Raw genomic sequence first — 25,114 nt, forward strand, 5'->3', positions numbered from 1 at the left:
CGAGTGCGAAGCTGGGCATTCGCGGGCGATAGCGCTATCCAGCGCCGATGCCGAGCGCAACAGCCAAGGTCGCCATTGTCACCGGTGCGGGGAGCGGTATCGGCCGGGCTGTGTCCCTGGCGCTACTGAAGGCGGGCTGGTCGGTGGCGCTGGCCGGCCGCCGGGCCGAGGCCCTGGCCGAGACCGCCGGCCTGGCGGGCGAGGCCGAGGGTCGCGCCCTGCCCCATCCGACCGACGTCGCCGACCCGGCCTCGGTCGCGGCCCTGTTCGAGGCCACCAAGGCCCGCTTCGGCCGCCTGGACCTGCTGTTCAACAACGCCGGGACCGGCGCGCCGCCCGTGCCCCTGGAGGAGCTCTCCGTCGCGCACTGGAAGCGGGTCGTGGACATCAATCTGACGGGCGCTTTCCTCTGCACCCAGGCCGCGTTCCGGCTGATGAAGGACCAGGACCCCCGCGGCGGCCGGATCGTCAACAACGGCTCGATCTCCGCGCACGTCCCCAGGCCCCGCTCGATCGCCTACACCGCCACCAAGCACGCCATCACCGGCCTCACCCGCTCGACCTCGCTGGACGGCCGCGCCTACGGCATCGCCTGCGGCCAGATCGACATCGGCAACGCCGGCACCGAAATGACGCAGGCGATGAGCAAGGGAGTCATGCAGGCCGACGGCTCGATCGCCGCCGAGCCGGTGATGGATGTGGCCGCGGTCGCCGACGCGGTGCTCTACATGGCCGGCCTGCCGCTGGAGGCCAACGTCCAGTTCATGACGGTGATGGCGACGGAGATGCCGTTCATCGGCCGGGGTTGAATCGGGCGCCGTTCATTCGAGCGGTATGCGCCCGGCGATTGTGCATCGCAGCGGAATCTGGGTGCAACGCAACATTTTCGATTGATCGGTACGGTATCACGGGTATTCTCATCCCAGGCGACAGGCTGACGTCAGTATCCGGCCGCCGCCGAAGGGAACGCCGTGAAAGGGGTTGGCAGCAACCTCAATCCGGAACCGAGAACCATGAACCGCATGCTCATCCTGGCGGCCGCGGCCGCCCTCATCGCCCTCCCCGCGAGCGCGCAATCCATCCGCGTCTCCACCGCCGGCAAGTCGCCGGATCAGGTGCGCGAGGAGGTCAACAAAGCCGCCTACAAGCTCTGCGGCCAGGCGGTCGTCGGCGCGACGTTCCGCACCGACGAGTTGCGCGCCTGCGTCGCTCAGACCACCCGCGCCACCTTCGCCCAGACCAGCGACCCGAGCCTCAAGCTCGCCCAGCGCTGATCCGGCGGCTTAGTCGGCGAACTGCGGGGCGCGTTTCTGCAGATTCGCCATCACGGCCTCGACCTGGTTGGCCGAGCCGATCAGCGCGCCCTGCTCTTTGCTCTCCGCGAGGAGGATGGCGTGCTGGTCGCCCTCGCCCATCAGGTTGAGCAGACGCTTGCCGGCTCGGATCGCCTCGGGATTCTTGCCGGCGATCTCGGCGGCCAGCGCCAGCGCATCGGCACGCGGGTCGGCGCAGACGCGGGTGGCCAGACCCATGGCGACCGCCTCCTCGCCGCCGAAGATGCGGCCGGTGTAGGTGAGCTCGCGGGCCACGTCGTCACGCACCAGGCCACGCATCAGCACCATGCCGGCCATGTCCGGGATCAGGCCCCATTTGATCTCCAGCACGGCCAGCTTCACGTCGGCGGTCACGAGCCGCAGGTCGCAGCCCAGGGCGAGCTGAAAGCCGCCGCCGAACGCCACGCCGTGCACCGCCCCGATCACCGGCACGGGGATCTCGCGCCACACCATGCAGGCGTGCTGGGCGCGGTTCGAGCCGCCCTCAGTGCGCTTGGGCGTCAGCAGGGCGGAGGTGGTGTCGCGGTTGCGGGTGCGCTCGCCCGAGGCCATGGCCTGGAAGCTGCCCATGTCGAGCCCGGCGCAGAAGGCCCTGCCCTCGCCCGACAGCACCACCGCGCGCAGACCCGCCTCGGTCTTCAGCCGTTCGCCGGTCTCGATGAGGGCCGAGAACATGGCGTCGTCGAGTGCATTCATCTTGTCGGCGCGCACCAGGCGCACGTCGGCGACGCCGCCCTGGATGTCCACCGTCACGCGGTCGTTCATGGAAGTCTCCATTGGTCTCAAGCCGCGGCCAGCAGATAGCCGACGCGGGGGAAATGCACGTGGGTGACGCCGAGCTCGCGATCCTCGCGGGCGATGGTGATCCGCTCGGCGTTCAGCGCCACCAGCCGGCCCTCGATCGCGTCGCGGCCGTAGTCGTCGGCCCGCACGGTGACCGCCGCGCCGGGCGCCAGGCCGGAAAGGTCGGCGAGGTCCGCCGGCGGCAGTTTGGCGGGCGTCTCGGCGGCGGCCGCCTGCAGGGCCTCCGCGCCGGTCATCTCGCTGCGCCGCCCGTGACCGAGCGCCTTCATCCGCTCGCGCCAGCCCAGGGTCTTGGTCAGGCCGCCCAGCAGGGTCGAAGCGGTGTCCGGCGCCGCGCGGCCCAGCCACCAGACATTCATGTAAGCTGCGATGTCAGCGAGCGAAGGCGTTGATCCGCCGAGGAAATCGTTGCTCGCCAAGCCCCGCTCGATCCACCCGGCCTGCGCCCGCCATTGCGCCTTCATGGGCGCCGCAGCGGCCTTCATGACCGCGATGTCGAACGCCCGCCCGGAAAGCTTCTCGCGGTCGGCGATGAACTCGGCCGGCACGGCGTCGCCGATTTCGCCGAAAACCACCGCCACCGTCGCCTGGAAGAACAGCCGGTCGGCCCAGAGGTTGACCGCCCAGTCGGCCCCGCGGATCACGGCGGGCTTCTTATGCCGCGCCTCGATCTCCGCCAGGATGACCTGGGTGTCGCAATAGACGTCCGCGCCGATCTGCAGCACCGGGATGCGCCGATAGCCGCCGGTCAGCGGCACCAGTTCGGGCTTGGGCATGATCACCGGCTGGATCACCGAGCGCCAGGAGAGGCCCTTCACGCCCAGCATGACCCGCACCTTCTCCGAGAAGGGCGAGGTGTCGTAGTGGTGGAGGATGATTTCGGCCATGGGCTAGAGCTCCACCACGCCGGCGCCGGGCGGCTGGGCATAGAGCGCATCGGCCTCGGCATGGCGCCGCTCAAGCGCCGCGCGCTGGTTCACATAGCCCTTGTCGGTGATCTCGCCGGCGTCGATGGACGGCAGATCCTTCAGCACCACGAAGCGGCCGATGCGCCGCGACGAGCCGCCGGCCGTGGCGTTGAAGGCCGCAAGCCGCTCGCGAAGGATCGCCTCGAGCTTGGCGGGCGCGGCCTCTCCGAGGCCCGCCATGGCGGCCGGCGAGGGCCAGATCAGCGCGCCGGCGAAGGGCTTGTCCTGGCCGGCCACCACCACGTCGAGCACATAGGGGCTGCAGGCGGCCACGATGTCGGGCCTGAGCGTCCCGACCGAGACCCAGGTGCCGCTATCGAGCTTGAAGTCCTCGGTCACGCGGCCATCGAACACCAGGCCCTGGCTCGGATCGTCCGGGTCCAAGAACCGGCAGGCGTCACCCAGCTTGTAGAAGCCCTCCTCGTCGAAGGCCGCCGCCGTCTTTTCCGGATCGTTGTGGTAGCCGCTCGTCACGGTCGGGCCCTTCACGCGGACCTCCAGCTTCGTGCCGTTGGGAACCAGCTTCAGCGTGATCCCCGGCAGCGGCAGGCCGATCAGCCCCACCCGCTCGGTGATCCAGTGGACGACCGTGATCCCTTGCGTCTCAGTGGCCCCGTACATGGTGACCAGCGGGATGCGGTAGCCGGTCTCGGCGATCGCTAAGGCCTGCATACGTGCTGAGACATCTGTTGAAAGCGTCGCGCCACCATAGCCCATGCTGCGCAGGTTCTTGAAGAAGCTGCGGCGCAGCACCGGGTCGGCCTCCATGGCCTCGGCCAGCATGCCGAAGGCCACCGGCGCCGAGCCGAACCCCATCGGCGAGATCTCGGTCAGGTTCTTGATCGTGGTCTCGAACATCCCGGCGATCGGCTTGCCCTCGTCGAGGTGCAGGGTGCCTCCGGCCCACAGCACGCCGTTGAAGCCGATGTTGCCGGCCGAGATGTGGCTCCAGGGCATCCATTCCAGGCTTTGCGGCACAAGGTTCGGGTCGGCCGGCTCGTCGCGCAGGCCCTCCCCGCCGGCGATGACACCCGCGAACATGCCGTGCGTCTGGGGCACGCCCTTGGGCATGCCGGTCGAGCCGGAGGTGAACAGGTACTTGGCGACCGTCGCATGGCCGATCCGCTCGCGCGCGGTTTCGACGTCGGCCGTCGATGCGGTCGAGGTCAGTTCGGAGAGCGCGGTCGTGCCGTTCTCGCCGTCCACCGAAACGAAGGTCAGGGACGGATCCAGCGCCCTCAGCGTTTCGAAAGCCCGGGCGAACATGGCGCTCGACTGGGCGAACACCGCCCGCGGTTTAACCGTTGCGAAGCAGTGCTTCAGCTTGGCGTGGTCCGACGAGATCAGGCTGTAGGCCGGGCTGATCGGGGCGATCGGCACGCCGGCCGTGTAGCAGCCCAGCATGACCAGCGCGTGCTCCACCGAATTGGCCGACAGCACCATGACGCTGTCGGCGCCCGTGAAGCCGCGGTCCAGCAGCCACTGGGCGACACCGTCGGCGGCCCGCTTGGCCTCGCCATAGGTGACCCCGCCCCAGGGCCCGTGGCCGGGCGAGCGCTGCAGGATGTAGGGCCGGTCGGGATGGGCCGCGGCGCGCTCGGCCAGCAGATGGGCGATCGAGCGCGGGCCCTCCCCAGGCGGATGGTTGGACCGGACATAGTAGGTCCCGTCCGCCGTCTTCTCGATGGTGACGTCCGGCGCCTTCTGCGGCAGCGGTTTGAACGGCGGCGGCGCGGCGGCCACGGCGGCAAGATCGTCAGCGGGGCTCATTGTGAGCCTCCTCCCCTATTGTTGTTGTCCAAAACCCTAGGCCAACGCCGTCCAGGAGCAAGCGCGCCCCGACGTCACCCTGGCGCTCAACTGAACTCCGGCGAGAAGCGGATGTTGTTCCGCTCCAGGCCCTTGAGCACGACCTCGACGCCGCCGGACTTGATCATCCACTCCAGGCGATGGTCGCGGTACTCGCGCTTGAAGAGGCCCTTCTCCACCAACTCCGCGACATTCGGCATGCCCGCCCCGCGGGCCATGGCGGCGATCTCGGCGACGGTGTCGGCGACCGAGGGCCGGGCGTTGGCGCGGGCCAGCCAGGTGGCCAGTTTTGAGCCTTCCGGCGGCGGATGCCCCTGCCCGGCCGAGCCGTTGAGGAACGGGACCACCGCCAGGTCGCCCCAGCCGAAAGCCTCGCCGTTGAACCACTCGCGGCCACCCAGCTGGCGCTCCAGCCAGGTGAAGAAGCCGGCGAGCTGGCGGGCCGCGGCCGCCTCGATCGCCTGAGCCTGCTCGCCCTCCGCGCGCTTGAACCAGCGCAACTCCGAAAGGCCCCAGTTGATCGGCTCGAAGTGGGTGTCCATCACCTCCTCGATCATCCGCACCCGGGCGCGGTCGGCGGCGGATTTCGGGAGCATGGCGGGCGTCGGGTGGGCGTCCTCCAGGTATTCGAGGATCACCGTGGAATCGAACACCCGGACATCGCCGTCGATCAGGGTCGGCACCTCGGCGCGCGGATTGGCCTCGGCGAATTCGCCGGCCGCGCCACCCGCGCCCAGGCCGCCCGGCGACACCGTCTCGAAGGCCACGCCCTTTTCGCGCAGCGCGATCTTCACCTTCTGGCCGTAGGGCGACAGCGGGTGGTCGTAGAGGGTGATCATCGGGCGGTCCTCATATCGGCGACAGCTCCGCGCCCGCCGGGGCGTGACGGATCTGGGAAGCCTTGGCGGCCTGGAAGCCGGGCCGGGCTTGTAGCCGGGCCCAGTAGGCGGCGATCGCGGGCGTGAACTCGGCGTCGAGGCCGAGCTGGGCGGCGAGCAGCAGCGCATAGCCCACCGAGATATCCGCCGCGGTGAACCGACCGGCGCAGAGCCAATCCCCCTCTGGCGGCGCAGTGGCCTGCAGCGCCCGGTCGACGGCCTTCAGCCGCGCCAGGAACCATTTGGCGTAGTCGTCGGCCACCACCTCGGCCTTGCCCGGCTCGAAGCGGCGGTAACGCAGCACCAGGGTCTGCGGGAAGGTCAGGGTCGCTTCGCCGAAATGCAACCAGTTGAGCCACGCGCCATAGGCCGGATCGCTTGCGTCCACGGCCAGCGGGCTCGGGCCATGGCGGGTCACCAGGTACTGCACGATGGCGGCGGATTCCGTCATGAAGGTCTCGCCGTCGACCAGCGCCGGGATCGTGCCGAGCGGATTGACCGCCATGTAGTCCTTGGCCCGATAGCGCGGCGGGAACGGCATCACCGTCAGCTCGTAGTCGAGGCCCAGCTCCTCCAGCGCCCAGAGCGGCCGGAACGACCGCGCGTCGGTGCAGTGGTAGAGCCGGATCACCCTCACCCCTCCCGCTTGGCGTAGTTCGGGGCCCGCTTCTCCAGGAAGGCCGAGACCCCCTCCTGGAAGTCGCCGTCGGAGCTGGCCAGGATCTGGTTGCGGTCCTCCATGGCGATCACAGCCTCCAGCCCCTGGGCGTCGATGGCGTGGTTCAGCGCCTCCTTGGTGAGCCGCAGGCCCAAGGGCGTCGCATGCAGCATGTCGTCCACGAACCCTTGCGCCTCGGCCTGCATCGCGTCCTTCGCCACGATCCGGCTGACCAGGCCGAGCTGATAGGCCCGCTCGGCGCCGATGAAGCGGCCGGTCAGCATGTATTCGGCGGCCACCGAGGAACCCACCATGCGCGGCAGGAAATAGCTCACCCCGATATCGCAGGCGGAGAGGCCGATGCGGATGAAGGCGGCGTTCATCCGGGCGCTGGGCGTGGCGATCCGCACGTCGGACGCCAGCGCCAGGGCGAAGCCGCCGCCGGCCGCCGCGCCGTTCACGCAGGCGATGATCGGCTGCGGACAGCGGCGCATGGCGATGACGATCTCGCTGATCTCCCGCTGGCGGGTGAGGCCCGCGCCGATCGACCGCGAGCCTTGCGGATCGCCCCGCTCCTTCAGGTCGAGGCCGGCGCAGAAGTTGTCGCCCGCGCCCTGCAGCACCACCACCCGCACATCTCGCCGCCAGTAGAGGCCGACGAAGAACTCGCGAAGCTCGGCGACCAGGCCGCGGCTCAGCGCATTGAGGCGCGCCGGCCGGTTCATGGTCGCCCAGGCCACCTCGCCCTCCTGGCGCAATTCCAGGTCGGCCATGTCAGAGGCCCTTCAGCCAGGGGACCAGGATCGCGTTCACCTCCGCCGGCCGCTCCTGCTGGGTCCAGTGGCCGCAGCCGGGCAGGACGTGGACGCCGCGCAGGTCGCTGACGTGCTCGCGCATCATGGCGCCCGGGTCAGCGATGCGGCCGAAGCCGTTGAACGCCGGATCGCGGTCGCCGCCGACCAGCAGGGTCGGCATGTCGAGCTTGCGGCCGCGGAATTGCTGCAACCACGCGAAATCCCGCTCGTGGTTCCGGTAGCGGCTGATCGGGCCGAAGAAACCCGAGGCGGTGAATTCGTCGACGTAATAGTCGAGGTCCTCCGGTGTCAGCCAGGCGGGGAAGACCTCCGGGTCCACCATGCCCTCCAAAAGCGTCGCGCCGTGCTTCTTCTGCGGCCAGGTCCCGTCCGGCGCGTCGCCGCAGATGCCGTAGTAGAACTTGCGCAGGAACCCCCGCACATCGGCCTCGGCCTCCGCCTCGGGCGGCCCGACGTCCTGGAACCACGCCTGGTAGAAGAAGTGGCCTTTGGAGGTGAAGGCCTCGGTGAAGATCTCGCTGAACGGCCGGTTCGGCACGCCGCTGAACGGCACCGAAAGGCCGGCGACCGCGCTGAACGCCTCGGGTCGCGAAAGCGCGGAATTCCAGACGATCGGCGCGCCCCAGTCGTGGCCGATGAGGATCGCCGGCGCGTCCGGCTGCAGGGCCTTGGCCACGCCCGCCACATCCGCCGTCAGGCTCTCCATGTCGTAGGCGGCGACCTCGCCCGGCTTGTCCGAGCCGCCATAGCCGCGCACGTCGATGGCCGCGGCGGTGAACCCGGCCTTGGCGATCGGCTCAAGCTGGTGGCGCCAGGAGAACCAGCTCTCCGGGAAGCCGTGCACCAGGACCACCAGCGGGCCCTGGCCCTCCACCGCCACGCGGATCTGGGCCGCGCCGGCGTCGATGGTCCTGAATCGGGGGGTCCTGAACTGGGGGGTCATGAATTCGGGCATTTCGCCTCTGTCTCCCTATGCCGGCCATGCTCCCCGCTGGGCGCGGCGGTGGCAAGGGTGTCGCCACGTCAGCGTTGACCTGATCCGCCCGCGTGCGAGCATCGAGCCGGGGAGGACGGCGAATGAATACGACCGTCGAGGCCGCCAAGGGCGCGGACGGCGTGACCAGCGTCATGGACGGCCACGTAGCGATCATCACGCTCGACCGCCCGCATCGCCGCAACGCGCTCAACTACCGGGCCTACGACCAGCTCGAGGCCGCCTTCCGCGCGGCGTCCGCCGACCCGGAGGTCCGCTGCGTGGTGGTGACCGGCGCCGATCCCGCCTTCTGCTCCGGCGACGACGTCGGCGAGATCATGGCCGGACCCAAGCGGGTCTCGGCCACGCCGGCCGCGGCCCCGACCGCCACGCCCGCCGCCATGGCCGCGCTCGAGTGCACGAAGCCGGTGATCGCCGCGGTGAACGGCGCGGCCGTCGGCTGGGGGATGGAGCTGGCGCTCTTCGCGGATATCAGGATCGCGTCGGAAGCCGCGAAATTCGCAGAGCTTTTCGTCAAGCGCGGCCTGCCCTGCGACGTCGGCGGCTTCTACCGGCTGCCGGCCGTCGTCGGACCCGCCAAGGCCGCCGAATTGCTGTTCACCGGCGATGTCATCGACGCCGCCGAGGCCCTGCGCATCGGCCTGGTCAGCGAGGTGGTCGCCCACGCCGAGCTCATGCCCCGCGCGCTGGCGCTCGCCGGCCGCATCGCCGCCAACCCGCCGCTGGCGGTCCAGCGCCTGAAGGAAGGGCTGAACCGCACGGCCTATGGCGACCCGCGCGAGATCGGCGCCTGGGCCATGGGCGCGATCCGTGAGCTGATGCGCACCGAAGACCATCGGGAGGGCGTGGCGAGCTTCCTGGAGAAGCGCGCGCCGGTCTTCAGGGGACGCTGAGGCGATGAACGAGCTCGATTTCAACGGCAAGGCCGTGCTGGTGGTCGGCGGCTCCAGCGGCATCGGCAACGGGATCGCCCACGGCTTCCTCGAGCGCGGCGCGGCGGTCCACGTCTGGGGCACGCGGGCCGGCGCCGCCGACTACGACGGGGTGGAGGGCTCGGACCTGAACGGCCTCGCCTATCAGCAGGTCGATGTCGGCGACCGCGCCCAGGTCGAAGCCGCCTCCGGTCCCGATGCGCTCGACGTGCTGATCCTATGCCAGGGCACGGTCGTCTATCGGCGCGGAGAGTTCCAGCCCGATGGCTGGGACCGGGTGATGGCGGTCAACCTCGACAGCCTGATGGCCTGCGCCATGAAATTCCATGATGCGCTGGCGGCCCGCCGCGGCGTGATCGTCATCGTCAGCTCGGTCTCCGGCTACACCTCCAACCGCGGCAACCCGGCCTATGCGGCGTCCAAGGCCGGCGCAATCAGCCTGACCAAGACCCTGGGCGAGGCCTGGGCGCGCGACGGCATCCGGGTGGTAGGCCTGGCCCCTGGCCTCGTCGACACCAAGCTCACCAAGGTCACCACCGAGCATCCGGAGCGCCGCGAAGGCGCGCTGCGGTCGATCCCGCTCGGCCGGATGGGCACGCCGCAGGACATGGCCGGCGCGGCGCTCTTCCTCGCCTCGCCGCTGGCGGCCTATGTGGTCGGCCAGACCCTGATCGTCGACGGAGGCCTGAGCCTATGACCGCCCCAAAGACGGCAAATGGCCGCTCCGTCGCCGGCTCCACGGTCCTGATCACCGGGGCGGCCAGCGGCATGGGCCGCGCCACCGCGGAGGTGTTCGCGGCCGAAGGCGCGCACGTGGCGCTCACCGACATCGCCGCGGAAAGTGTGAGCGAGGTCGCCGACGACCTGGTCCACCGCGGCCTCAGCGCCGAGGCCTGGACGCTCGACGTGGCCGACGCCGAGGCCATCAAGACCGTGGTCGCCCAGGCGGCTGAACGGTTCGGCGGGATCGACATCGTGATCAACAACGCCGGCGTCGGCGGCTTCGCGGCCATCGACGCGGCCAACTATGAGGCGATCTGGGACCGCTCCGTCGCCGTCATGCTCACCTCCCACCAACGGATCATCCGCGCCGCCCTGCCCTGGCTCCGCAAGTCCGCCGCCCCGCGCATCGTCAATATCGCCTCGACGGAGGCGCTGGGCGCCACGGCCCGGGACTCGACCTACGCCGCGGCCAAGGCCGGGGTCACCGGCCTCACCCGCGCGCTCGCCGTCGAGCTCGGCCGCGAGGGGATCACCGTCAACTGCATCTGTCCGGGCCCGATCCTCACCGGCATGACCGAGGCCATCCCCGAGGCCGACCGGCAGACCTTCGCCAAGCGCCGAACTGCGCTCGGCCGCTACGGCCGCCCGGACGAGGTGGCGCACATCACGCTCAGCCTCTGCCTGCCGGCCGCCTCCTACATCACCGGCGCGACGATCCCCGTCGACGGCGGGCTGATGGCCCGCAACGCCTAGATCCGGAGACCGTCATGCCCAGCCCCATCCTCGCGCCCGTCATCGCGCTTGTGCTCTGGTCCTTCGTCATGTGGGCCTGGCTCTACGCCACCCGCATTCCGGCGGTGAACCGGCTGAAGGTGCCGCTGGACCCGCAGGCCTCGAAATCCGACTTCGACGGCGCTCTCCCGGCGGACGTCCGCTGGAAGGCCGACAACTACAATCACCTGATGGAGCAGCCGACGATCTTCTACGCCACGGCCTTGGCGCTGGCGGTGCTGGGCCAGGGCGCGGGGCTCAATGCCTGGCTCGCCTGGGGCTACGTGGGCCTGCGGGTCCTCCATAGCCTCGTGCAGGCCACGACCAATGTGATCATGCTGCGGTTCTCGATCTTCATGGTCGCCTCCGTCGTGTTACTGATCCTGGCGATCCGAGCCGCGATGGCGGTGTTCTAGGGGGCCGCGTCCTCTCCGGGCGGGGTGGAATAGGATGCCGAGCCGACCGCTCAATGCGATGGCCGCCTTGCGCCGCCTGGCCGCGTTCGGGCTGACAAGCCGGCTGGCCTTTCCGGAATTCGTCGGCCTGCTGGCCGATCTCGCGCCCTTCGATACGGCGTCCATGCTTTGGCTCGGGCCGGACTATCAACCGATCGACTCCTATCTGAGCGTCGACAACGACCCCGACATCTCGGCCCGTTACATCACCCGGTGGTTCAACGCCGACGAGGCCAGGTTCTACCCGGCGCAGGTCGAGATGCAGCGCAACCCCGCCGCCGGCGTGGTCAGGGTCAGCGACTTCACCGCCGACTTCCAGGAAACCGAGATCTACGACGAGGTCTTTCGCCCCTGGCGGCACCACTGGATCGCAGGACTGGCGCTGTTCGACGGCCCAAGGCCGATCGGCAACCTCGGGCTTGGCCGCCCGCCCGGCATGGCGAACTTCAGCGACGAGGAGATGCGCCGCCTGAGGCTGGCTCGCCCCTACATCGTCCAGGCGCTGAGGCGCGACGACCCGCCGCTCGCCTGGCCGGCGCAGGACGTCGAGGACGCCACCGCCTTCCTGGTCGCCGACCCCCAGGGCCGGATTGTTCACGCGAGCCCGGGCGCCTGGCGCCTGCTGCAGGGGGCGGCCGGCCTGCCCGCCGATCTCAGCCTCATGCGCGACCGGGCCAATACATGGGCCAGGCCTATGCTCCTGCAGTTGGCGGCGCGCGTCGCCGACGCCGTGGCCGGCGTTCAGGCCGCGCCGGCCCGGCTCGAGACGGTCACGACCTACGGCCGCTTCGTCGTGCGCGCCTACGCCTTGGACGCGAGCGCCGACGATGGGGTGCGCGCGATCGGGGTACAGATCGAGAAGCGCTTGCCGATCGGCGTGAAGATGCTGCGCTCGCAGGTCTTCCAGGCGCTGACGCCTCGCGAGCAGGATGTCGCCCAGATGCTCAGCACCGGGCTCTCCTATCCCCAGATCGCCGAACGGATGAACCTCGGGCCAAGCACCGTGGTGACCCACGTGCGCAATCTCGGCCAGAAGCTGGGCGTCGGCGGCCGTGACGACATCGTGGACGCCCTCAGCGGCTGAGGCCCAGCGCTCCTCCGAACCAAATCTCCCCTCATCAGGGGATGTCGGCGGCCCCGCGATGGCCGATGAGGCCGGCCAGCAAGCGCTCCGGCGTCATGAGGTGGGTCACAACATCCCGCCGTCACCCATTCCAGGATACCCGAGATGAAATTCCTCAAGACCTTCGCGGCGCTGAGCATCGCCTGCGCGACCTACTGCACGTCCGCGTCGGCGGCGTCCGTCGTCGTCGACTTTCCAAGTCCAGGTTCCACTATCAACAACGGCATACCGCTCAATGGCGGCGGCGGCGGGTTTCTTTCCAGCAGCGGGGACCATCTGACGCAATGGGCCTTGAACACGGGGCTGACCTCGGTGACGTCGGCGGTCTGGCATTTCGACATGTCCGACCACGTCACTGCCGGGATCGACAGCACCTTCAATATCCTGATCAATGACGTCGTCGTCGGCGCCTACGACTTCGTCGCCACCTGCGTGGAGCCCTGCGGCGACATCCACCACCATTTCGACGTCGTGACGAACTTCGCGGCTATCGCTGCGCAAATCGCCGGCGGCCAGGACCCCAACAGCTTCCACCTGAAGCTGCTCGCCACCTCGTCCACCGGCTTCGGCGGTGGGTCCTGGGACTGGCTTCCGGGCGGCTCCGTGACCCTCATCGGCTCGGACGCCGTTCTTGAGCCTCCACACCTTCCGGGCGTCCCTGAGCCCGCCAGCTGGGGGCTGATGATCCTGGGCTTCGGCGCCGTGGGCGGGATGCTTCGGCACTCGCGCGGCGCGCGTCAAACCGTTAAGATTAGTTAAGATTTGACCGAAGAAGACCCACCTTTAATATTAGGGATTTGTTAACCATAACAAGACTTTGACGTTTTCCATATTCTGTGTCGACAATAGCCGGCGGACGCGAAACTGATTTGCAGCCGGCGATCTCATGATCGATCCGGCTGCGCCAGTTCCGTATCCCGGAACTCGGGCTGGCGGGGACGGTCTGGTCATGACGACGCAGGATTTCGATCAACCCTACATGGTCTACGAGGGGGAACTCCCTCGCCACCTGCGGCCCAGGGCCGTCAGGGCGATCAAGCCCCGGCCCGCGCCGCAGTGGCGCGCGACCGACGATCTCGATGACGAGGCGGACGAGGCCGAGGACTCCGGCGGCCTCAGTTGGTTCGGCCTGGTGGTCCTGGCCGGCGTGCTGGCGCTCGGCGTCGCCATCGGCGTCACCGGGACCCTGATGCTGCACGCCCGTAAGGCAACCCCGGCGGCCCCGACCCAGGTCGCCTTCGAGGCGACGCTCGCCCCGACCGCGCCGCCGCCGCGCGCCGCGGCCCTGCCCCATCCCTCCGCCGCCATGATCCCGCAGCTCGCCGCCATGCTGGAGCCGGCCGCCGCGCCGGCGACCCCCGCACCTGCCCAACCGCAGGCGGCCCCGCTGCGCCTGGCGCGCGCTGACGGGCCGACGCCCAAGGCCGCGCCCGCCCGTCCGGCCCGCGGCTGCAGCGCGACCGGCAGCCGCGCGGACTACGCGGTCTGTACCAATCCCGAGCTCGCCGCCGCCGATCTGGAGATGCGCCACGCCTATCAGCACGCTCTGGACTCCGGCGCGCCACAGAAGTCCCTGCGCGCCTCGCAGGAGGACTGGCTGATCCTCAGCGAGGTGGCCGCCGACCGCTCGACGGCCGACCTGTCCAGCGTCTACCGCCGACGCATCGCCGAGCTGAACGCCCTCGCCACCCAGGACCCGCCGCACTGACGGCGGCCACGATAAGGGCGCTTGCAAGCCGAGCCGCAGGCGCGAACTATCCCGGCCCATGACCCGCCTCGCCCGACCCCTCACCCGCCTGGCCTTCGCCGGCCTCCTGGCCGCCGCCGCCACGGCCCACGCTGCCGGCTACCAGCCGCCGAGGAACGGCTTCGGACAGCCCGACCTGCAGGGCGTCTGGACCAACGCGTCCCTGACCAGCCTGCAGCGGCCGGCGATGTTCAAATCGCTGACCCTGACGGAGGCCGAGGCCGCGGCCCTGGAAAAGCGCCGCGCCGCGGCTCGCGCGACCCAGGACCGGCCGACCGATCCCAACTCCGGGGCCCCGCCCGCCGGCGCCGATCCCGGCGGCTACAACGCCTCCTGGACCGACCCCGGCGTCAGTCTCGGCCGCATCGGCGGCCAGGTGCGCACCTCCTGGATCGTCGAGCCGGCGAACGGCCAACTGCCCTATTCGACGGCCGGCCACGCGGCCTATGTCGAGGCGCTGCGCAAAGCGCGGAACAGCTGGGATGGGCCGGAGAACCGTCCGCTCGGTGAGCGCTGCATCCTGGGCTTCGGCTCCACGGCCGGCCCGCCGATGCTGAACGTGCTCTACAACAACAACTACCAGATCGTGCAGTCCAAGGACTCCGTCGCCATCCTGGTGGAGATGAACCACGACGCGCGCATCGTCCGGCTCACCGACCGCAAGCACCTGCCGGACTACATCCGACCCTGGATGGGCGACAGCGTCGGCTGGTGGGAGGGCGACACCCTGGTGGTCGAGACCACCAACTTCAATCCGGGCGAGAGCCTCAGGCCCTATTTCAGCAACTCGATCCTGCTGTCGTCCCACGCCAAGGTGACCGAGCGGTTCACCCGGGCCTCGCCGACCCAGATCCTCTATCGCTTCGAGGTCGACGACCCGGCGACCTACAGCCAGGTCTGGAAGGCCGAGATGCCGCTCAACGCCACCAAGGGCCCGGTCTACGAATACGCCTGCCACGAGGGCAACTATGCGCTCCCCGGCATCCTGGCCGGCGCCCGCAAGGCCGACCATGACGGAACCAAGATCGAGGCGGTGGACGTCAGCGGCGGCTAGCTGAGCTCCAGCCCCGCCAGGCTCCCCTCCGCCCGCCAGTCCTCCAGCACCTTGACGAAGGCCACCGGCCCCGCGCCGTAGGAGCCGTTGCGCGAGCTCATCGCCTGCACATTGCCCTCGTTGTTGTAGTAGCCGGGCGTGCATTCCTCGAGGAACTTCTGCCGCATGATGGAGAGGTCGATGATCGTCTGCACCCAGGCATCCTCGGCCTCTTGCGAGGCCTCGATCACCCGCACCTGATGGTCGGCGGCGTGTTTCAGCAGATAGGCGACGTGCTTGGACTGCTCGTTGATCATGTGCGGGAAGTTCGCCGTGAACCCCGACTGCGTGTTGGAGATGATGAAGACGTTGGGGAAGCCGCGGCTGTGCAGGCCATGCAGGGTGGAGACCCCGTCCTTCCACTTCTCCGTAAGGGTCAGGCCCTCCCGACCGTGAAGCTCGTAGCCTGAGCGCTGGGTGAAAGCCGTGCCGACCTCGAAACCCGTGGCGTAGATGATGCAGTCGAGCTCGTACTCGACGCCGTTGGCCACGATCCCCTTCTCGGTGATCCGCTCCACGCCGCGCCCTTGCGTGTCGACCAGATGGACGTTCGGGCGGTTGAAGGCGGCCAGATAGTCGTCGTGGAAGCACGGACGCTTGCAGAACTGGTTGTAGTAGGGCTTCAGCGCCTCGGCCGTGGCGGGGTCCTGGACGGTCTGGTCCACCCGTGCGCGCACCTGCTCCATCTTCTTGAAGTCGGCGAGCTGCATGAGCGCGGCCGGATCCTCCACCACCTCGCCCGCGGCGATCTTCTTGCGGGCGAGTAGCAGGATGTTGCCGATGATGTCGGTCCAGCCGTCGTTGACCAGGTCCTCTTCCTGGAAACCGCCGGAGAGCAGGATATTGAAATTGTCCATCCGCCGCTGCTGCCAGCCGGCGTCGAGGCTCTTGGCCCACTCAGGATCGGTCGGGCGGTTGGCGCGCACGTCGATCGACGAGGGCGTCCGCTGGAAGACGAAGAGCTCGCCGGCGCCTTCGCCCAGGTGCGGCACGCACTGGACCGCGGTCGCGCCGGTGCCGATCACGCCGACCCGCTTGCCGGCCAGGCCTGTCAGGCCGCCCTCGTTGGTCCCGCCGGTATAGTCGTAGTCCCACCGGCTGGTGTGGAACGAATGACCCTTGAAGGTCTCAAGCCCCGGGATGCCTGGCAGCTTCGGCCGGTGCAGCGGGCCGTTGGCCATCACCACGAACCGCGCCTTCAGCGCATCGCCGCGGTTGGTCTCGACGATCCAGCGCGCGGACGCCTCGTCCCACGACATCTTGGTCACTTCGGTCTGGAAGAGCGCGCCCCTGTAGAGGTCGAAATGCTCGCCGATAGCGCGGCTGTGGGCCAGGATCTCCGGGGCGCGGGAGTACTTCTCCACCGGCACGTAGCCCAGCTCCTCCAGGAGCGGCAGGTAGATGTAGCTCTCGATGTCGCAGGCCGCGCCCGGGTAGCGGTTCCAATACCAGGTGCCGCCGAAGTCGCCGCCCTTCTCGATGATCCGGATATCCGAGACGCCGGCCTCGCGCAGCCGGGCGGCCGCCAGCTGGCCGCCGAACCCGCCGCCGACCACCACCACCTCGACCTCGTCGGTCAGGGCCGCGCGGCTGAAGCCCGGCGCGACGTAGGGGTCCTCCAGGTAGTGGACGAAGTCGCCGGCGATCTCGCGGTATTGGGCGTTGCCGTCGCCGCGCAGGCGCTTGTCGCGCTCCTGGCGATACTTCTCGCGCAGCGCTTCGGGATCGAAGCCGAGGCCGTCGGCGGTCGTGCTAGCGGTCTCCATGGGTGCGAGCGTGTCGGTCATGGCGTCGGGTCCCCTCGGCGTTTCGCCTATCAAGCTAGAGGTGACGCCACGACAATCAAGGCGACATTCGCGCCCACCATACCGCTCTTACGAATTTGATCTTGCGGCGGAATTGTCCGGAAGCCGGCCGATGGGAGGAAGACCTTAACCTGATCTCGGCATCCTGCCTCAATGGCAGCCCTGCACGCTTCCAAGGACGCCGCGAGCGGCGGGGCCTTCGGCCCGGGGTTTTCGACCCTGCCGACACCCATGGCGGTGACGGACGACAAGCTCACCATCCTGGAGGCCAACGCGGCCTTCGCCGAGCTGCTGCAGGTGCCGGCCGCCAGCCTGATCGGCGAACCCCTCGGCCAGCGCCTGCGCGGCGCCGCGACCGATGTCCCGGCCGGCGATGGCGTGCAGACCTTCGGCTTCCAGTGCGCGGACGGGCCGCGTTGGCTGCGGCTGGACCTTACGCCCCAGGACGAGGGCCGCCTGCTGGCCATGCTGCTGGACGTCACCGGCGAGCGCGCCGTGCTGGAGCGGATGAAGGCCGATTTCGCCGCCCGCAGCCGGCTGATGCACGACGCCGAAATCGGGGTCTGGCGCTACGACCCGGACGCCGAACTGTACCATTTCCCCAGCGAACTCGCCCTGGGCCACGGCGGCAACCAGGATCCCGTTCCGCTGGCCATCCTGCGGTTGATCCAGCACGACGACGACCGGGACAAGGATACCGCCATCCGCGATCGCCTCACGGCCGAGGAGGGCACGGACGAGGCGGAGATGCGCTACCGCACCGGCGAGGGCGACATGCGGCACCTGCGGGTGCTCTACCGCTCCGGCCGCAAGCTGAAGTCGGGCCGCTACGAGATGTACGGCATCAGCCAGAACGTCACCGCGCTCGCCCAGGCCCGAGACGAGGCCAACACCAGCGCCCAGCGCCTGAAGCTGGCGCTGACCGCCGCCCGCGCCGGCGTGTTCGGCTACGATTACAAAACCGGCGACTACTGGATGTCGCCGGAGTTCCGCGAACTCCTGGGCCCGACCGCCCTCGCCGCCGCCACCACGGAAGAACCGCGCGGCATGTTCCATCCCGACGACCGCGAGGCCGTGCGCCTGCTGAGCGCGGGCAGCGCCGAGGCGGGCCACGCAACCTACGCCGAAGCGCGGATCGTGCGCGCCGAGGGCCCGCTGTGGGTGCGCGTCTACTGGCAGACCGAATGCGATGCGGCCGGGACCCCGATCCGCGGCGTGGGCCTGTTGCTCGATATTGACGACCAGAAGCGCCAGGAAATGGCGCTCACCGAGGCGCGCTTCATAGCGGAGTCGGCCACCGCGTCGAAGTCGAGCTTCCTGGCCTCCGTCAGCCACGAGATCCGCACGCCGATGAACGGTATCGTCGGGGTTCTCAACCTCTTGAAACGCGAGCCGCTGAGCGCCGAGGGCCGCGACCTGCTGGGCGAGGCGCTGGCCTGCAGCGACATGCTGGCCCAGCTGATCGACGACGTGCTCGACTTCTCCAAGATGGAAGCCGGCAAGCTCGAGGTGACGCCCACGCCCACCGATCCCGCGGCGGTGATGGCCAGCGTCGTGGCGCTGCTACATCCGCAGGCCGACGCCAAGAACCTCTATCTGCGGGCCGTCGGCGGTCCGGTCAGTTGGGCGGAAATCGACCCGGTCCGCCTGCGCCAGTGCCTGTTCAACATCATCGGCAACGCCGTGAAGTTCACCGACACTGGCGGCGTCGAGGTGCGGATGAGCTACGTGGGCGGCAAGCGCCGGAGGCTGCGCTGCGAGGTGCACGACACCGGCGTGGGCGTGCCTGAGACCGCAAAAGCCGCGCTCTTCGACCGCTTCCAGCAGGCCCACGCGGGCCCCGACCGCAAATTCGGCGGCACCGGCCTTGGCCTCGCGATCTCCCGCAGCCTCGCTCAGCTGATGGGCGGTGAAATGGGCTTCGAAAGCACCGAGGGCGTCGGTTCGGTCTTCTGGTTCGAGATCGCCGCGCCGCACGCCGAACCCTTGACGGCCGCTCCGGAGGCAAACCTCGACGAGGCGCCGCTGGCTGGCCTGAAGATCCTGATCGTCGACGACAACCGCACCAACCGCCTGGTCGGCCTGAAGTCCCTGGAGGCGCTGGGCGCCGAGGCCGAGACCGCCGAGAGCGGCGAGGCGGCGATCGCCGCGGCGGCGAAGGGCGGCTACGACCTGATCCTGATGGACGTGAACATGCCCGGCATGGACGGAATGGAAGCCACCCGGCGCATCCGCGACCTCCCGCAGCCGCAGGCCTCTGTGCCCGTCGTGGCGCTCACCGCCGACGTCATGACCCACCACCAGGCCGCTTATCAGGCCGCAGGCATGAACGGCTTCGTGCCCAAGCCCTTCTCCCCGGCCCAGATGCTGACCGAGATCATCCGCATCGCCGGCTGAGGCTCAGGCGGAGACGGCGTCCGCCTTCTGTTCCGCCAGGCGCTTGAGGCTGGCCAAGCCCTCCTCGAACTCCGCGCCGACCAGCTTGTCCATGCTGAAGAACAGTCCCATCATCTTCGACATGAACGTGGCGGGGCCGTGCATGGCCCAGGTCACCTTCGTGCCCGCTCCCTGCGGTTCCAGCGTGAATTCGGCGGTGTTGTGTGCGGTCATCGGCTTGGTGAAGTCTAGCTGGATGACGATCTTGCGGGGAGCCTCGGAGCTGACGATCTCCATCCGCCCGGAGCCGGCCTTCTTGCCCGCCCAGGCATAGGCAGCGCCCTTGCCGCTGGCCGGACCGGAATAGGTCTTGGCCAGGACCGGATCCCTCTTCTCGAAGGGCGACCAGGCGCCCCAGGCGTGGAAGTCGTCGATGTGGGGAAAGATCGCCTGCGCGGGCGCATCGATCGCGATCGAACGCTCCACGCGGAAGGTGTCGGCGTTCAGGGGGCCGGCCATGGCTGTAGCTCCTCATCCAGATGCTCATCTGAAAGACGAACCAGCATCGGCCGAGCCGACAGGACGGGCAGATTCTTCGCGAACCTCGGCAGCCGTCCCGGCGGCTTGCACGGCTCGGCGGGTCGCCCAATAGTCGCCCCGCCGCCGACGCGGCCTGGGGAGCGCTACATGTCCGACCGCCTGAAGCCCGCCGCCGTCGCCGCCGTCGCGATCCTGTTCGCCGGCGCCGCGCACGCCGAGCCGACCGGCCAGACCTTCACCCTGGAGGTGACGCCCGCGACCGTCGCCTGGGGCAACTATGACGCCACGGCCAAACCCGCGCTTACGGTGCATTCCGGCGACACCGTCGTGGTCCACACCCTGCTGACCAACAGCCCGACGGGCCTGGAGCGCAACGGCGTGCCGCCCGACCAGGTCGAGGCCTCGCTGCGGGACGTCTACGCCAATGTCCCGGCCTCGGCCCGCGGGCCCGGCGGCCACATCCTCACCGGCCCGATCGCCATCGAGGGCGCGGAGCCCGGCGACACGCTGGAGATCCGCATCCAGAAGATCGATCTGGCGATCCCCTATGCCTACAACGGCTTCCGCTACGGCGCGGGCATACTGACCGACGATTTCCCCTATGCGCGGACCAAGATCATCCCGCTCGACAAGGCCAGGATGGTCGCCCACTTCGCGCCCGGCGTGACCATCCCGCTGCATCCCTTCTTCGGCAGCATGGGGGTCGCTCCACCACCCGGCTTCGGCCGCTATGACTCGACGCCCCCGACCATCAACGGCGGCAATATGGACAACAAGGAGCTGGTCGCCGGAACCACCCTCTTCCTCCCGGTCCACGCCAAGGGCGCGCTGTTCGAGGTGGGCGACGGACACGCCGGCCAGGGCAACGGCGAGGTCGACGTCACCGCCATGGAAACCTCGCTGATCGGGACCCTGCAGTTCGTGCTGCACAAGGGCGAGAAGCTGTCGGGCCCGCGCGCCGAAACCCCGACCCACTACATCGCCATGGGCTTCGACGACGACCTCTCCATCGCCGCCCACAAGGCGGTGCGCGAGATGGTCGATTTCCTGATCTCGGCCAAGGGCCTCTCGCGAGACGACGCCTATATGCTGGTAAGCGTCGCCGGCGACGTCGACATCACCGAGGTCGTCGACCGCAACAAGGGCGTGCACGTGATGATGCCCAAGGCGATCTTCGCGAAATAACAGCCTCGAAGCACGCGGGCCTCCGCGGCGGTCGCCTAGGGCTTGGCCTCGAACTTGACCGCCAGGTAGCTGAACGGCCCGCCCTTGGGCGTGACCTGGTGCGGGGCGCCGGCCGGGATCCACAGCACGTCGCCGGGCGCGAGCTGGTAGATGTGGCCGCCGGCGATGGTCCCGCCGCGCCATTCGCCGGGCGCCGTCTGATGGTTGCCCGTGACCTTGCCGCCAACCTTGACGGTGGCGTGGCCGGTCTGGGCCACGAACTCGTCGTTGAGATGCTCGTGCACCTCGACATCGCCCTCCTTGTCGCGCCGGGCCACGAGCACCGTGCCGCCCGGGCCGGTGGGCACGGGCGCGGTCGCCAGGCCATTGGTCGTCTTTGCGACCATAGCCTTCAGCTCGGCCGCCGAGACGTAGCGGCCGTCGTCGGCCCCTTGCGCGGCGGCCGAGGCGGCGACACCGCCAGCGGCTATCGCCCCCAGCAGGCCGGCGATTGGAATGGCGAGTTTGGGCGACAGGCGTCGGGTCATGGGCGGCCTCCACGGATGGCGCCGGCAGGTGGCCACAGTCGTCGGCCCGTCCGCAAACAAAAACCGTCCCAGCGCGCGCTCTATCGCCGGTCCGGCGCATGCTAGCCTCGCGCCATGTCCGCCGACGTCCTCTCCCACATCCTCGATCTTCCGGGCGCTCTGCAGGTCGCCGACATCGGCGCCGCCTGCCTCGGCGCGCCGCCGCCCTATCACGCCATGGTGCTGACCGGACTGGCGCATCTGAACGCCTTCGATGCCGATGTGCGCCAGCACCCGAAACTGCGCGAAACCTATGGCGAGCGCCTCACGCTCTTCCCGCAGGTCGTGGGCGACGGGACCCGCCAGATGCTGCACATCGCAAGCCCCGCCTCCGGCATGACCTCGCTGCTTCGGCCCCTGCCCGAGCGCCTGGCCTTCTTCAACGGCTTCACCGAGTTCGGGCGGATTCAGTCGCGGCAGGAGGTCGAGACGCGGCGGCTCGACGACATTGTCGGCCTGCCGGACATCGATTTCCTGAAGATGGATATCCAGGGGGCCGAGCTACAGGTCCTGACGCATGGCGAGACGCGCCTCGCCGGCTGCGCCATGATCCAGCTCGAGGTGTCGTTCATCCCGCTCTACGAGGGCCAGCCCACTTTCGGCGAGATCGATGGTTGGATGCGGGCGCACGGATTCATCCCGCATTGTTTCACCGAGGTGAAGCGCTGGTCGATCAGCCCGGTGCGGCGCAACAGCAACGACCGCCAGCCCTTCAACCAGCTCCTCGAGGCCGACGCGGTCTATATGCGCAACGTCATCGATCCGGAGCTCGACCCCAACCTGCTCAAGAAGATCGCCTTGCTAGCGCACCACGGCTACCGCAGCGTCGACCTGACCGGTCACATCCTCACGGTGCTGGAAGGCCGCGGGCTCCTCGCCGGCGGCTCATTCACCCGCTATCTCGCGAGCCTCAACGCCAAGGGCGACGACCGCGCCCCTCAGTAATAACGCGGAATGGGACCACGCTGCGGCGTGCGGCGATCCTCCAGGTCGAAGAACAGCTCGTCGACATAGCACCAGCCGCAACCTTCCGGCGGATCGTAGCCCTCGATGATCGGGTGGCCGGTGGCGTGGAAGTGCGCGGTGGCGTGGCGGTTCGGCGACTGGTCGCAGCAGCCGACATGGCCACAGGTCCGGCAGAGCCGCAGGTGCAGCCATACGGCGCCCATCTTCAGGCACTCCTCGCAGCCGAGCGCGCTCGGCGTCACGTCCAGTATTCCGGCGGTATGGCGGCAGGCGTCTTCCATGGGCTCCTCCTTCAGGCGGCCGCGGCCGCGGCGAGATGCTTGTGAAGGGCGGCCACCACCTGCGCGCCCTCTCCCACGGCGGCGGCCACGCGTTTGACGGAGCCGGCGCGCACGTCGCCGATCGCGAACACGCCGGGCAGGCTGGTCTCGAGGTCAGCGGCGCCCGCCTCCGGCCCGGTCAGCACAAAGCCCTTGTCGTCCAGCTTCACCTCCGAGCCCTTCAGCCAGTCGGTGTTGGGGTCGGCGCCGACGAACAGGAAGATGTGCCGGATCGGCCGGCGCGCCTCGACGCCCGTCGCCTTATCGCGCCAGCGCACCGCCTCCAGCACACCGTCGGCGCCTTCCAGCGCGCTGAGCTCGCAACCCAGCCGCACCTCGACGTTCGCCAGGCCCTGAATCCGGTCGACGAGATAGCGCGACATGCTGTCGGCGAGCGCACGCCCGCGCACCAGGACGCAGACCTTGGCCACCCGGCTCGCCAGATAGACGATGGCCTGGCCCGCCGAATTGCCGGCCCCCACCAGCGCCACCTCCTGGTCCGCGCAGAGCCGCGCCTCCAGGGGCGAGGCCCAGTAGTGGACCGAGGCGGCCTCGAAGGCGTCGAGGTCGGCGAGCGCCGGACGGCGATAGAGCGCGCCGCTGGCGATGACGACCGCACGCGCGCGGACGCTCTCACCGTCGGCTAGGGTGAGGGTGTAGCCGTCGCCCGCCGCGTTCTTCGCAAGGCGCCGCGCTTCGTCGGGAATGGCCATTTCGACGCCGAATTTCTGGGCCTGGGTGTTGGCTCGCCCCATCAGCGCCCCGCCGCTGATCCCGGTTGGAAAGCCCAGATAGTTCTCGATGCGCGCCGAGGCCCCGGCCTGGCCGCCGAACGAGCGGCAATCGAGAGCGAGAACGGAAAGCCCTTCCGACCCGGCATAGACCGAGGTCGCCAGGCCGGCGGGTCCCGCGCCCACCACCACCACGTCGTAGAGCTTGGTCGGGTCCAGCGAATGGACCATGCCGAGGCACCGGGCGAGCGCGTCGTCGCCGGGATTGCGCAGCACGCGGCCATCCGGACAGACCACGATGGGCAGTTCGCCCGCAGCCACATGGAACCGCTCGATCAGCGCCTGCGCCCCCGCGTCGTGCGCCGGGTCCAGGCGATGGTAGGGGTGGCCGTTGCGGACCAGGAAATTCACCAGGCGGCGGACGTCCGGCTGGTCGTCGGACCCGACGATGATCGGCCCGCCGGCGCCGGTCTCCAACAGCCCCATCCGGCGCAGGATGAGCGCGCGCATGATCCGCTCGCCGAGCTCGGCCTCGCCCACGAACAAGGCGCGCAGGCCTTCGGGCGGGATGACGAGCGCCTCGACCGGATTCTCGGCGATGGAATCGACCAGCGCCGGGCGGCCGGAGAGCTGGGCGAGCTCCCCCATGAAGGAGCCTGGGCTGTGGGTGACGATCAGGTGGCGCTCGCCGTTCTCGTCGGACCAGGTCGCAGCGACCTCGCCGGAGACGATGACGGTCAGGCCATGGCCGGTCTCGCCCGCCCGCGACAGCGCTTCGCCAGCCGCGAAGCGGCGCGGCTCGCCAAACCGGCGCAGGCGCGCGATGTCGTCAGGCTCCAGGGTCGGGAACATCTGGCTGCGCCGGGCGGCGAGCGTGGGAGAGAAGGTTTCGTTCATCACGGACGAAGAGTGTCCGGCCCCGCGCCGCCGCGCAATCGCCCACCGGCGTTCCGAGCCCGCCCGGCTGCATCGCGCACAGCAAAAAGGCCGGCTCCGTTTCCGGAACCGGCCTTCTCTGAACTTGGGTGCGGGGACAGGATTTGAACCTGTGACCTTCAGGTTATGAGCCTGACGAGCTACCGGGCTGCTCCACCCCGCGGCAAAGCTGTCTGAAATCGTGAATTGAAGGGTCTGGAACTCACATCCGTTTGGTAGACCTGGCGGCGACCTACTCTCCCGCGCCTTAAGACGAAGTACCATCGGCCCAGAGGGGCTTAACGACCGAGTTCGGAATGGGATCGGGTGGGGACCCCCCGGCAAAACCACCAGGTCAACGAAACGGATGTGATTTGAGAAGACATCAAGGTCTGCGCAGGCTCAAACCTGAGCGCGCATGAATTTTGCTAAGAACGATCAAGCCGATCGAGCGATTAGTACCAGTAAGCTACATGCCTCGCGGCACTTCCACACCTGGCCTATCAACGTGGTGGTCTACCACGGCTCTCGGCGAAGCCTTGTTTTGAGGTAAGTTTCCCGCTTAGATGCTTTCAGCGGTTATCTTTTCCATACTTAGCTACCCTG

At 69.1% G+C, this 25,114-nt stretch carries 25 protein-coding genes, 1 tRNA gene and 2 rRNA genes; 13 read left to right on the forward strand and 15 right to left on the reverse strand.

What is annotated here, in order from left to right; all coding sequences use genetic code 11:
• Positions 1-47: 47 nt before the first annotated feature.
• Both ACESMY_RS15370 and ACESMY_RS15375 read left to right on the forward strand, forming a co-directional pair.
• Entirely contained in the window at positions 48-809 is a 762-nt protein-coding gene (locus ACESMY_RS15370) for an SDR family oxidoreductase (protein WP_372785491.1), read from the forward strand.
• 204 nt (positions 810-1,013) lie between these two features.
• On the forward strand, positions 1,014-1,274 hold the full coding sequence (locus ACESMY_RS15375) for a hypothetical protein (protein WP_372785492.1): 261 nt from the start codon (positions 1,014-1,016) through the stop codon (positions 1,272-1,274).
• A 9-nt stretch (positions 1,275-1,283) separates the two neighbouring features.
• On the opposite strand, the gene ACESMY_RS15380 is transcribed toward ACESMY_RS15375, so the two are convergent.
• The 7 genes from ACESMY_RS15380 to ACESMY_RS15410 all read right to left on the reverse strand — a co-directional run bounded on the left by ACESMY_RS15380 (position 1,284) and on the right by ACESMY_RS15410 (position 8,221).
• Positions 1,284-2,099, reverse strand: a complete 816-nt coding sequence (locus ACESMY_RS15380; RefSeq protein WP_372785493.1) for a crotonase/enoyl-CoA hydratase family protein — start codon at positions 2,097-2,099, stop codon at positions 1,284-1,286.
• A 17-nt stretch (positions 2,100-2,116) separates the two neighbouring features.
• Positions 2,117-3,025, reverse strand: coding sequence for a glutathione S-transferase family protein (locus ACESMY_RS15385; protein WP_372785494.1), 909 nt, complete (start codon positions 3,023-3,025; stop codon positions 2,117-2,119).
• A gap of 3 nt (positions 3,026-3,028) precedes the next feature.
• Positions 3,029-4,876 carry an AMP-binding protein gene (locus ACESMY_RS15390; protein ID WP_372785495.1) on the reverse strand — a complete coding sequence of 616 codons (1,848 nt, stop codon included), beginning with the start codon at positions 4,874-4,876 and terminating at the stop codon, positions 3,029-3,031.
• Between the two features lie 86 nt (positions 4,877-4,962).
• A complete protein-coding gene (locus tag ACESMY_RS15395) occupies positions 4,963-5,754 on the reverse strand; it encodes a glutathione S-transferase family protein (RefSeq protein WP_372785496.1) in 792 nt (263 codons plus the stop codon).
• 10 nt (positions 5,755-5,764) lie between these two features.
• Positions 5,765-6,424, reverse strand: a complete 660-nt coding sequence (locus ACESMY_RS15400; RefSeq protein ID WP_372785497.1) for a glutathione S-transferase family protein — start codon at positions 6,422-6,424, stop codon at positions 5,765-5,767.
• Positions 6,425-6,426: 2 nt separating this feature from the next.
• The gene (locus tag ACESMY_RS15405) at positions 6,427-7,224 is read right to left on the reverse strand and encodes an enoyl-CoA hydratase/isomerase family protein (RefSeq protein WP_372785498.1); all 798 of its coding nucleotides are present in this window, start codon (positions 7,222-7,224) and stop codon (positions 6,427-6,429) included.
• A 1-nt stretch (position 7,225) separates the two neighbouring features.
• Positions 7,226-8,221, reverse strand: coding sequence for an alpha/beta fold hydrolase (locus tag ACESMY_RS15410; protein ID WP_372785499.1), 996 nt, complete (start codon positions 8,219-8,221; stop codon positions 7,226-7,228).
• Positions 8,222-8,343: 122 nt separating this feature from the next.
• Between ACESMY_RS15410 and ACESMY_RS15415 the strand changes: the two genes are divergently transcribed.
• The 8 genes from ACESMY_RS15415 (at position 8,344) to ACESMY_RS15450 (ending at position 15,065) form a co-directional block, all read left to right on the forward strand.
• The gene (locus ACESMY_RS15415) at positions 8,344-9,153 is read left to right on the forward strand and encodes an enoyl-CoA hydratase/isomerase family protein (RefSeq protein WP_372785500.1); all 810 of its coding nucleotides are present in this window, start codon (positions 8,344-8,346) and stop codon (positions 9,151-9,153) included.
• A gap of 4 nt (positions 9,154-9,157) precedes the next feature.
• Positions 9,158-9,889, forward strand: a complete 732-nt coding sequence (locus ACESMY_RS15420; RefSeq protein WP_372785501.1) for an SDR family NAD(P)-dependent oxidoreductase — start codon at positions 9,158-9,160, stop codon at positions 9,887-9,889.
• Entirely contained in the window at positions 9,886-10,668 is a 783-nt protein-coding gene (locus tag ACESMY_RS15425) for an SDR family NAD(P)-dependent oxidoreductase (protein WP_372785502.1), read from the forward strand. The genes ACESMY_RS15420 and ACESMY_RS15425 overlap by 4 nt, the downstream gene beginning before the upstream one ends.
• A gap of 14 nt (positions 10,669-10,682) precedes the next feature.
• Positions 10,683-11,102: an MAPEG family protein gene (locus ACESMY_RS15430; protein WP_372785503.1), complete on the forward strand. Its 420-nt coding sequence runs from the start codon at positions 10,683-10,685 to the stop codon at positions 11,100-11,102.
• Between the two features lie 34 nt (positions 11,103-11,136).
• Entirely contained in the window at positions 11,137-12,225 is a 1,089-nt protein-coding gene (locus ACESMY_RS15435; RefSeq protein WP_372785504.1) for a LuxR C-terminal-related transcriptional regulator, read from the forward strand.
• A 144-nt stretch (positions 12,226-12,369) separates the two neighbouring features.
• The gene (locus tag ACESMY_RS15440; protein WP_372785505.1) at positions 12,370-13,023 is read left to right on the forward strand and encodes a PEPxxWA-CTERM sorting domain-containing protein; all 654 of its coding nucleotides are present in this window, start codon (positions 12,370-12,372) and stop codon (positions 13,021-13,023) included.
• 190 nt (positions 13,024-13,213) lie between these two features.
• Positions 13,214-13,972, forward strand: coding sequence for a hypothetical protein (locus ACESMY_RS15445; protein WP_372785506.1), 759 nt, complete (start codon positions 13,214-13,216; stop codon positions 13,970-13,972).
• Between the two features lie 58 nt (positions 13,973-14,030).
• Positions 14,031-15,065, forward strand: coding sequence for a hypothetical protein (locus ACESMY_RS15450; RefSeq protein WP_372785507.1), 1,035 nt, complete (start codon positions 14,031-14,033; stop codon positions 15,063-15,065).
• Here ACESMY_RS15450 and ACESMY_RS15455 read toward each other — a convergent pair.
• Complete coding sequence (locus ACESMY_RS15455; protein ID WP_372785508.1) at positions 15,062-16,891, reverse strand: flavin-containing monooxygenase; 1,830 nt, start codon at positions 16,889-16,891, stop codon at positions 15,062-15,064. The genes ACESMY_RS15450 and ACESMY_RS15455 overlap by 4 nt on opposite strands.
• Positions 16,892-17,062: 171 nt before the next feature.
• On the opposite strand from ACESMY_RS15455, the gene ACESMY_RS15460 reads away from it, so the two are divergent.
• Positions 17,063-19,306 carry an ATP-binding protein gene (locus tag ACESMY_RS15460; RefSeq protein ID WP_372785509.1) on the forward strand — a complete coding sequence of 748 codons (2,244 nt, stop codon included), beginning with the start codon at positions 17,063-17,065 and terminating at the stop codon, positions 19,304-19,306.
• Positions 19,307-19,309: 3 nt separating this feature from the next.
• On the opposite strand, the gene ACESMY_RS15465 is transcribed toward ACESMY_RS15460, so the two are convergent.
• The gene (locus ACESMY_RS15465) at positions 19,310-19,804 is read right to left on the reverse strand and encodes an SRPBCC family protein (protein ID WP_372785510.1); all 495 of its coding nucleotides are present in this window, start codon (positions 19,802-19,804) and stop codon (positions 19,310-19,312) included.
• A gap of 168 nt (positions 19,805-19,972) precedes the next feature.
• Here ACESMY_RS15465 and ACESMY_RS15470 point away from each other — a divergent pair, with 168 nt between their 5' ends.
• Entirely contained in the window at positions 19,973-21,010 is a 1,038-nt protein-coding gene (locus tag ACESMY_RS15470) for an acetamidase/formamidase family protein (RefSeq protein WP_372785511.1), read from the forward strand.
• 35 nt (positions 21,011-21,045) lie between these two features.
• Here the strand turns inward: ACESMY_RS15470 and ACESMY_RS15475 are convergent, their stop codons facing one another.
• Positions 21,046-21,537, reverse strand: a complete 492-nt coding sequence (locus tag ACESMY_RS15475; protein WP_372785512.1) for an AraC family ligand binding domain-containing protein — start codon at positions 21,535-21,537, stop codon at positions 21,046-21,048.
• Between the two features lie 114 nt (positions 21,538-21,651).
• On the opposite strand from ACESMY_RS15475, the gene ACESMY_RS15480 reads away from it, so the two are divergent.
• Positions 21,652-22,521: an FkbM family methyltransferase gene (locus tag ACESMY_RS15480; protein WP_372785513.1), complete on the forward strand. Its 870-nt coding sequence runs from the start codon at positions 21,652-21,654 to the stop codon at positions 22,519-22,521.
• Here the strand turns inward: ACESMY_RS15480 and ACESMY_RS15485 are convergent.
• The 5 genes from ACESMY_RS15485 to ACESMY_RS15505 all read right to left on the reverse strand — a co-directional run.
• The gene (locus ACESMY_RS15485) at positions 22,515-22,823 is read right to left on the reverse strand and encodes a UBP-type zinc finger domain-containing protein (RefSeq protein ID WP_372785514.1); all 309 of its coding nucleotides are present in this window, start codon (positions 22,821-22,823) and stop codon (positions 22,515-22,517) included. The two genes, ACESMY_RS15480 and ACESMY_RS15485, sit on opposite strands and share 7 nt — an antisense overlap.
• 11 nt (positions 22,824-22,834) lie before the next feature.
• Positions 22,835-24,490 (reverse strand): FAD-dependent oxidoreductase, encoded by a 1,656-nt coding sequence (locus ACESMY_RS15490; protein WP_372785515.1) that lies wholly within the window; start codon positions 24,488-24,490, stop codon positions 22,835-22,837.
• Between the two features lie 125 nt (positions 24,491-24,615).
• A tRNA-Met gene (locus ACESMY_RS15495) sits at positions 24,616-24,692 on the reverse strand.
• A gap of 56 nt (positions 24,693-24,748) precedes the next feature.
• A 5S ribosomal RNA gene (gene rrf / locus ACESMY_RS15500) occupies positions 24,749-24,863 on the reverse strand.
• A gap of 79 nt (positions 24,864-24,942) precedes the next feature.
• Positions 24,943-25,114: ribosomal RNA gene (locus ACESMY_RS15505) — 23S ribosomal RNA — on the reverse strand; the annotation flags it as partial.

The organism is Phenylobacterium sp. (assembly GCF_041691455.1).
Taxonomy (GTDB): Bacteria; Pseudomonadota; Alphaproteobacteria; order Caulobacterales; family Caulobacteraceae; genus Phenylobacterium.

Coding starts and splice junctions, on each gene's coding strand:
- ACESMY_RS15470 (WP_372785511.1), top strand. CDS start 19,973: ATGTCCGACCGCCTGAAGCCCGCCGCCGTCGCCGCCGTCGCGATCCTG.
- ACESMY_RS15430 (WP_372785503.1), top strand. CDS start 10,683: ATGCCCAGCCCCATCCTCGCGCCCGTCATCGCGCTTGTGCTCTGGTCC.
- ACESMY_RS15450 (WP_372785507.1), top strand. CDS start 14,031: ATGACCCGCCTCGCCCGACCCCTCACCCGCCTGGCCTTCGCCGGCCTC.
- ACESMY_RS15435 (WP_372785504.1), top strand. CDS start 11,137: ATGCCGAGCCGACCGCTCAATGCGATGGCCGCCTTGCGCCGCCTGGCC.
- ACESMY_RS15455 (WP_372785508.1), bottom strand. CDS start 16,891: ATGACCGACACGCTCGCACCCATGGAGACCGCTAGCACGACCGCCGAC.
- ACESMY_RS15420 (WP_372785501.1), top strand. CDS start 9,158: ATGAACGAGCTCGATTTCAACGGCAAGGCCGTGCTGGTGGTCGGCGGC.
- ACESMY_RS15380 (WP_372785493.1), bottom strand. CDS start 2,099: ATGAACGACCGCGTGACGGTGGACATCCAGGGCGGCGTCGCCGACGTG.
- ACESMY_RS15440 (WP_372785505.1), top strand. CDS start 12,370: ATGAAATTCCTCAAGACCTTCGCGGCGCTGAGCATCGCCTGCGCGACC.
- ACESMY_RS15375 (WP_372785492.1), top strand. CDS start 1,014: ATGAACCGCATGCTCATCCTGGCGGCCGCGGCCGCCCTCATCGCCCTC.
- ACESMY_RS15390 (WP_372785495.1), bottom strand. CDS start 4,876: ATGAGCCCCGCTGACGATCTTGCCGCCGTGGCCGCCGCGCCGCCGCCG.
- ACESMY_RS15465 (WP_372785510.1), bottom strand. CDS start 19,804: ATGGCCGGCCCCCTGAACGCCGACACCTTCCGCGTGGAGCGTTCGATC.
- ACESMY_RS15460 (WP_372785509.1), top strand. CDS start 17,063: ATGGCAGCCCTGCACGCTTCCAAGGACGCCGCGAGCGGCGGGGCCTTC.
- ACESMY_RS15490 (WP_372785515.1), bottom strand. CDS start 24,490: ATGAACGAAACCTTCTCTCCCACGCTCGCCGCCCGGCGCAGCCAGATG.
- ACESMY_RS15395 (WP_372785496.1), bottom strand. CDS start 5,754: ATGATCACCCTCTACGACCACCCGCTGTCGCCCTACGGCCAGAAGGTG.
- ACESMY_RS15370 (WP_372785491.1), top strand. CDS start 48: ATGCCGAGCGCAACAGCCAAGGTCGCCATTGTCACCGGTGCGGGGAGC.
- ACESMY_RS15405 (WP_372785498.1), bottom strand. CDS start 7,224: ATGGCCGACCTGGAATTGCGCCAGGAGGGCGAGGTGGCCTGGGCGACC.
- ACESMY_RS15415 (WP_372785500.1), top strand. CDS start 8,344: ATGAATACGACCGTCGAGGCCGCCAAGGGCGCGGACGGCGTGACCAGC.
- ACESMY_RS15485 (WP_372785514.1), bottom strand. CDS start 22,823: ATGGAAGACGCCTGCCGCCATACCGCCGGAATACTGGACGTGACGCCG.
- ACESMY_RS15445 (WP_372785506.1), top strand. CDS start 13,214: ATGACGACGCAGGATTTCGATCAACCCTACATGGTCTACGAGGGGGAA.
- ACESMY_RS15385 (WP_372785494.1), bottom strand. CDS start 3,025: ATGGCCGAAATCATCCTCCACCACTACGACACCTCGCCCTTCTCGGAG.
- ACESMY_RS15475 (WP_372785512.1), bottom strand. CDS start 21,537: ATGACCCGACGCCTGTCGCCCAAACTCGCCATTCCAATCGCCGGCCTG.
- ACESMY_RS15425 (WP_372785502.1), top strand. CDS start 9,886: ATGACCGCCCCAAAGACGGCAAATGGCCGCTCCGTCGCCGGCTCCACG.
- ACESMY_RS15410 (WP_372785499.1), bottom strand. CDS start 8,221: ATGCCCGAATTCATGACCCCCCAGTTCAGGACCCCCCGATTCAGGACC.
- ACESMY_RS15480 (WP_372785513.1), top strand. CDS start 21,652: ATGTCCGCCGACGTCCTCTCCCACATCCTCGATCTTCCGGGCGCTCTG.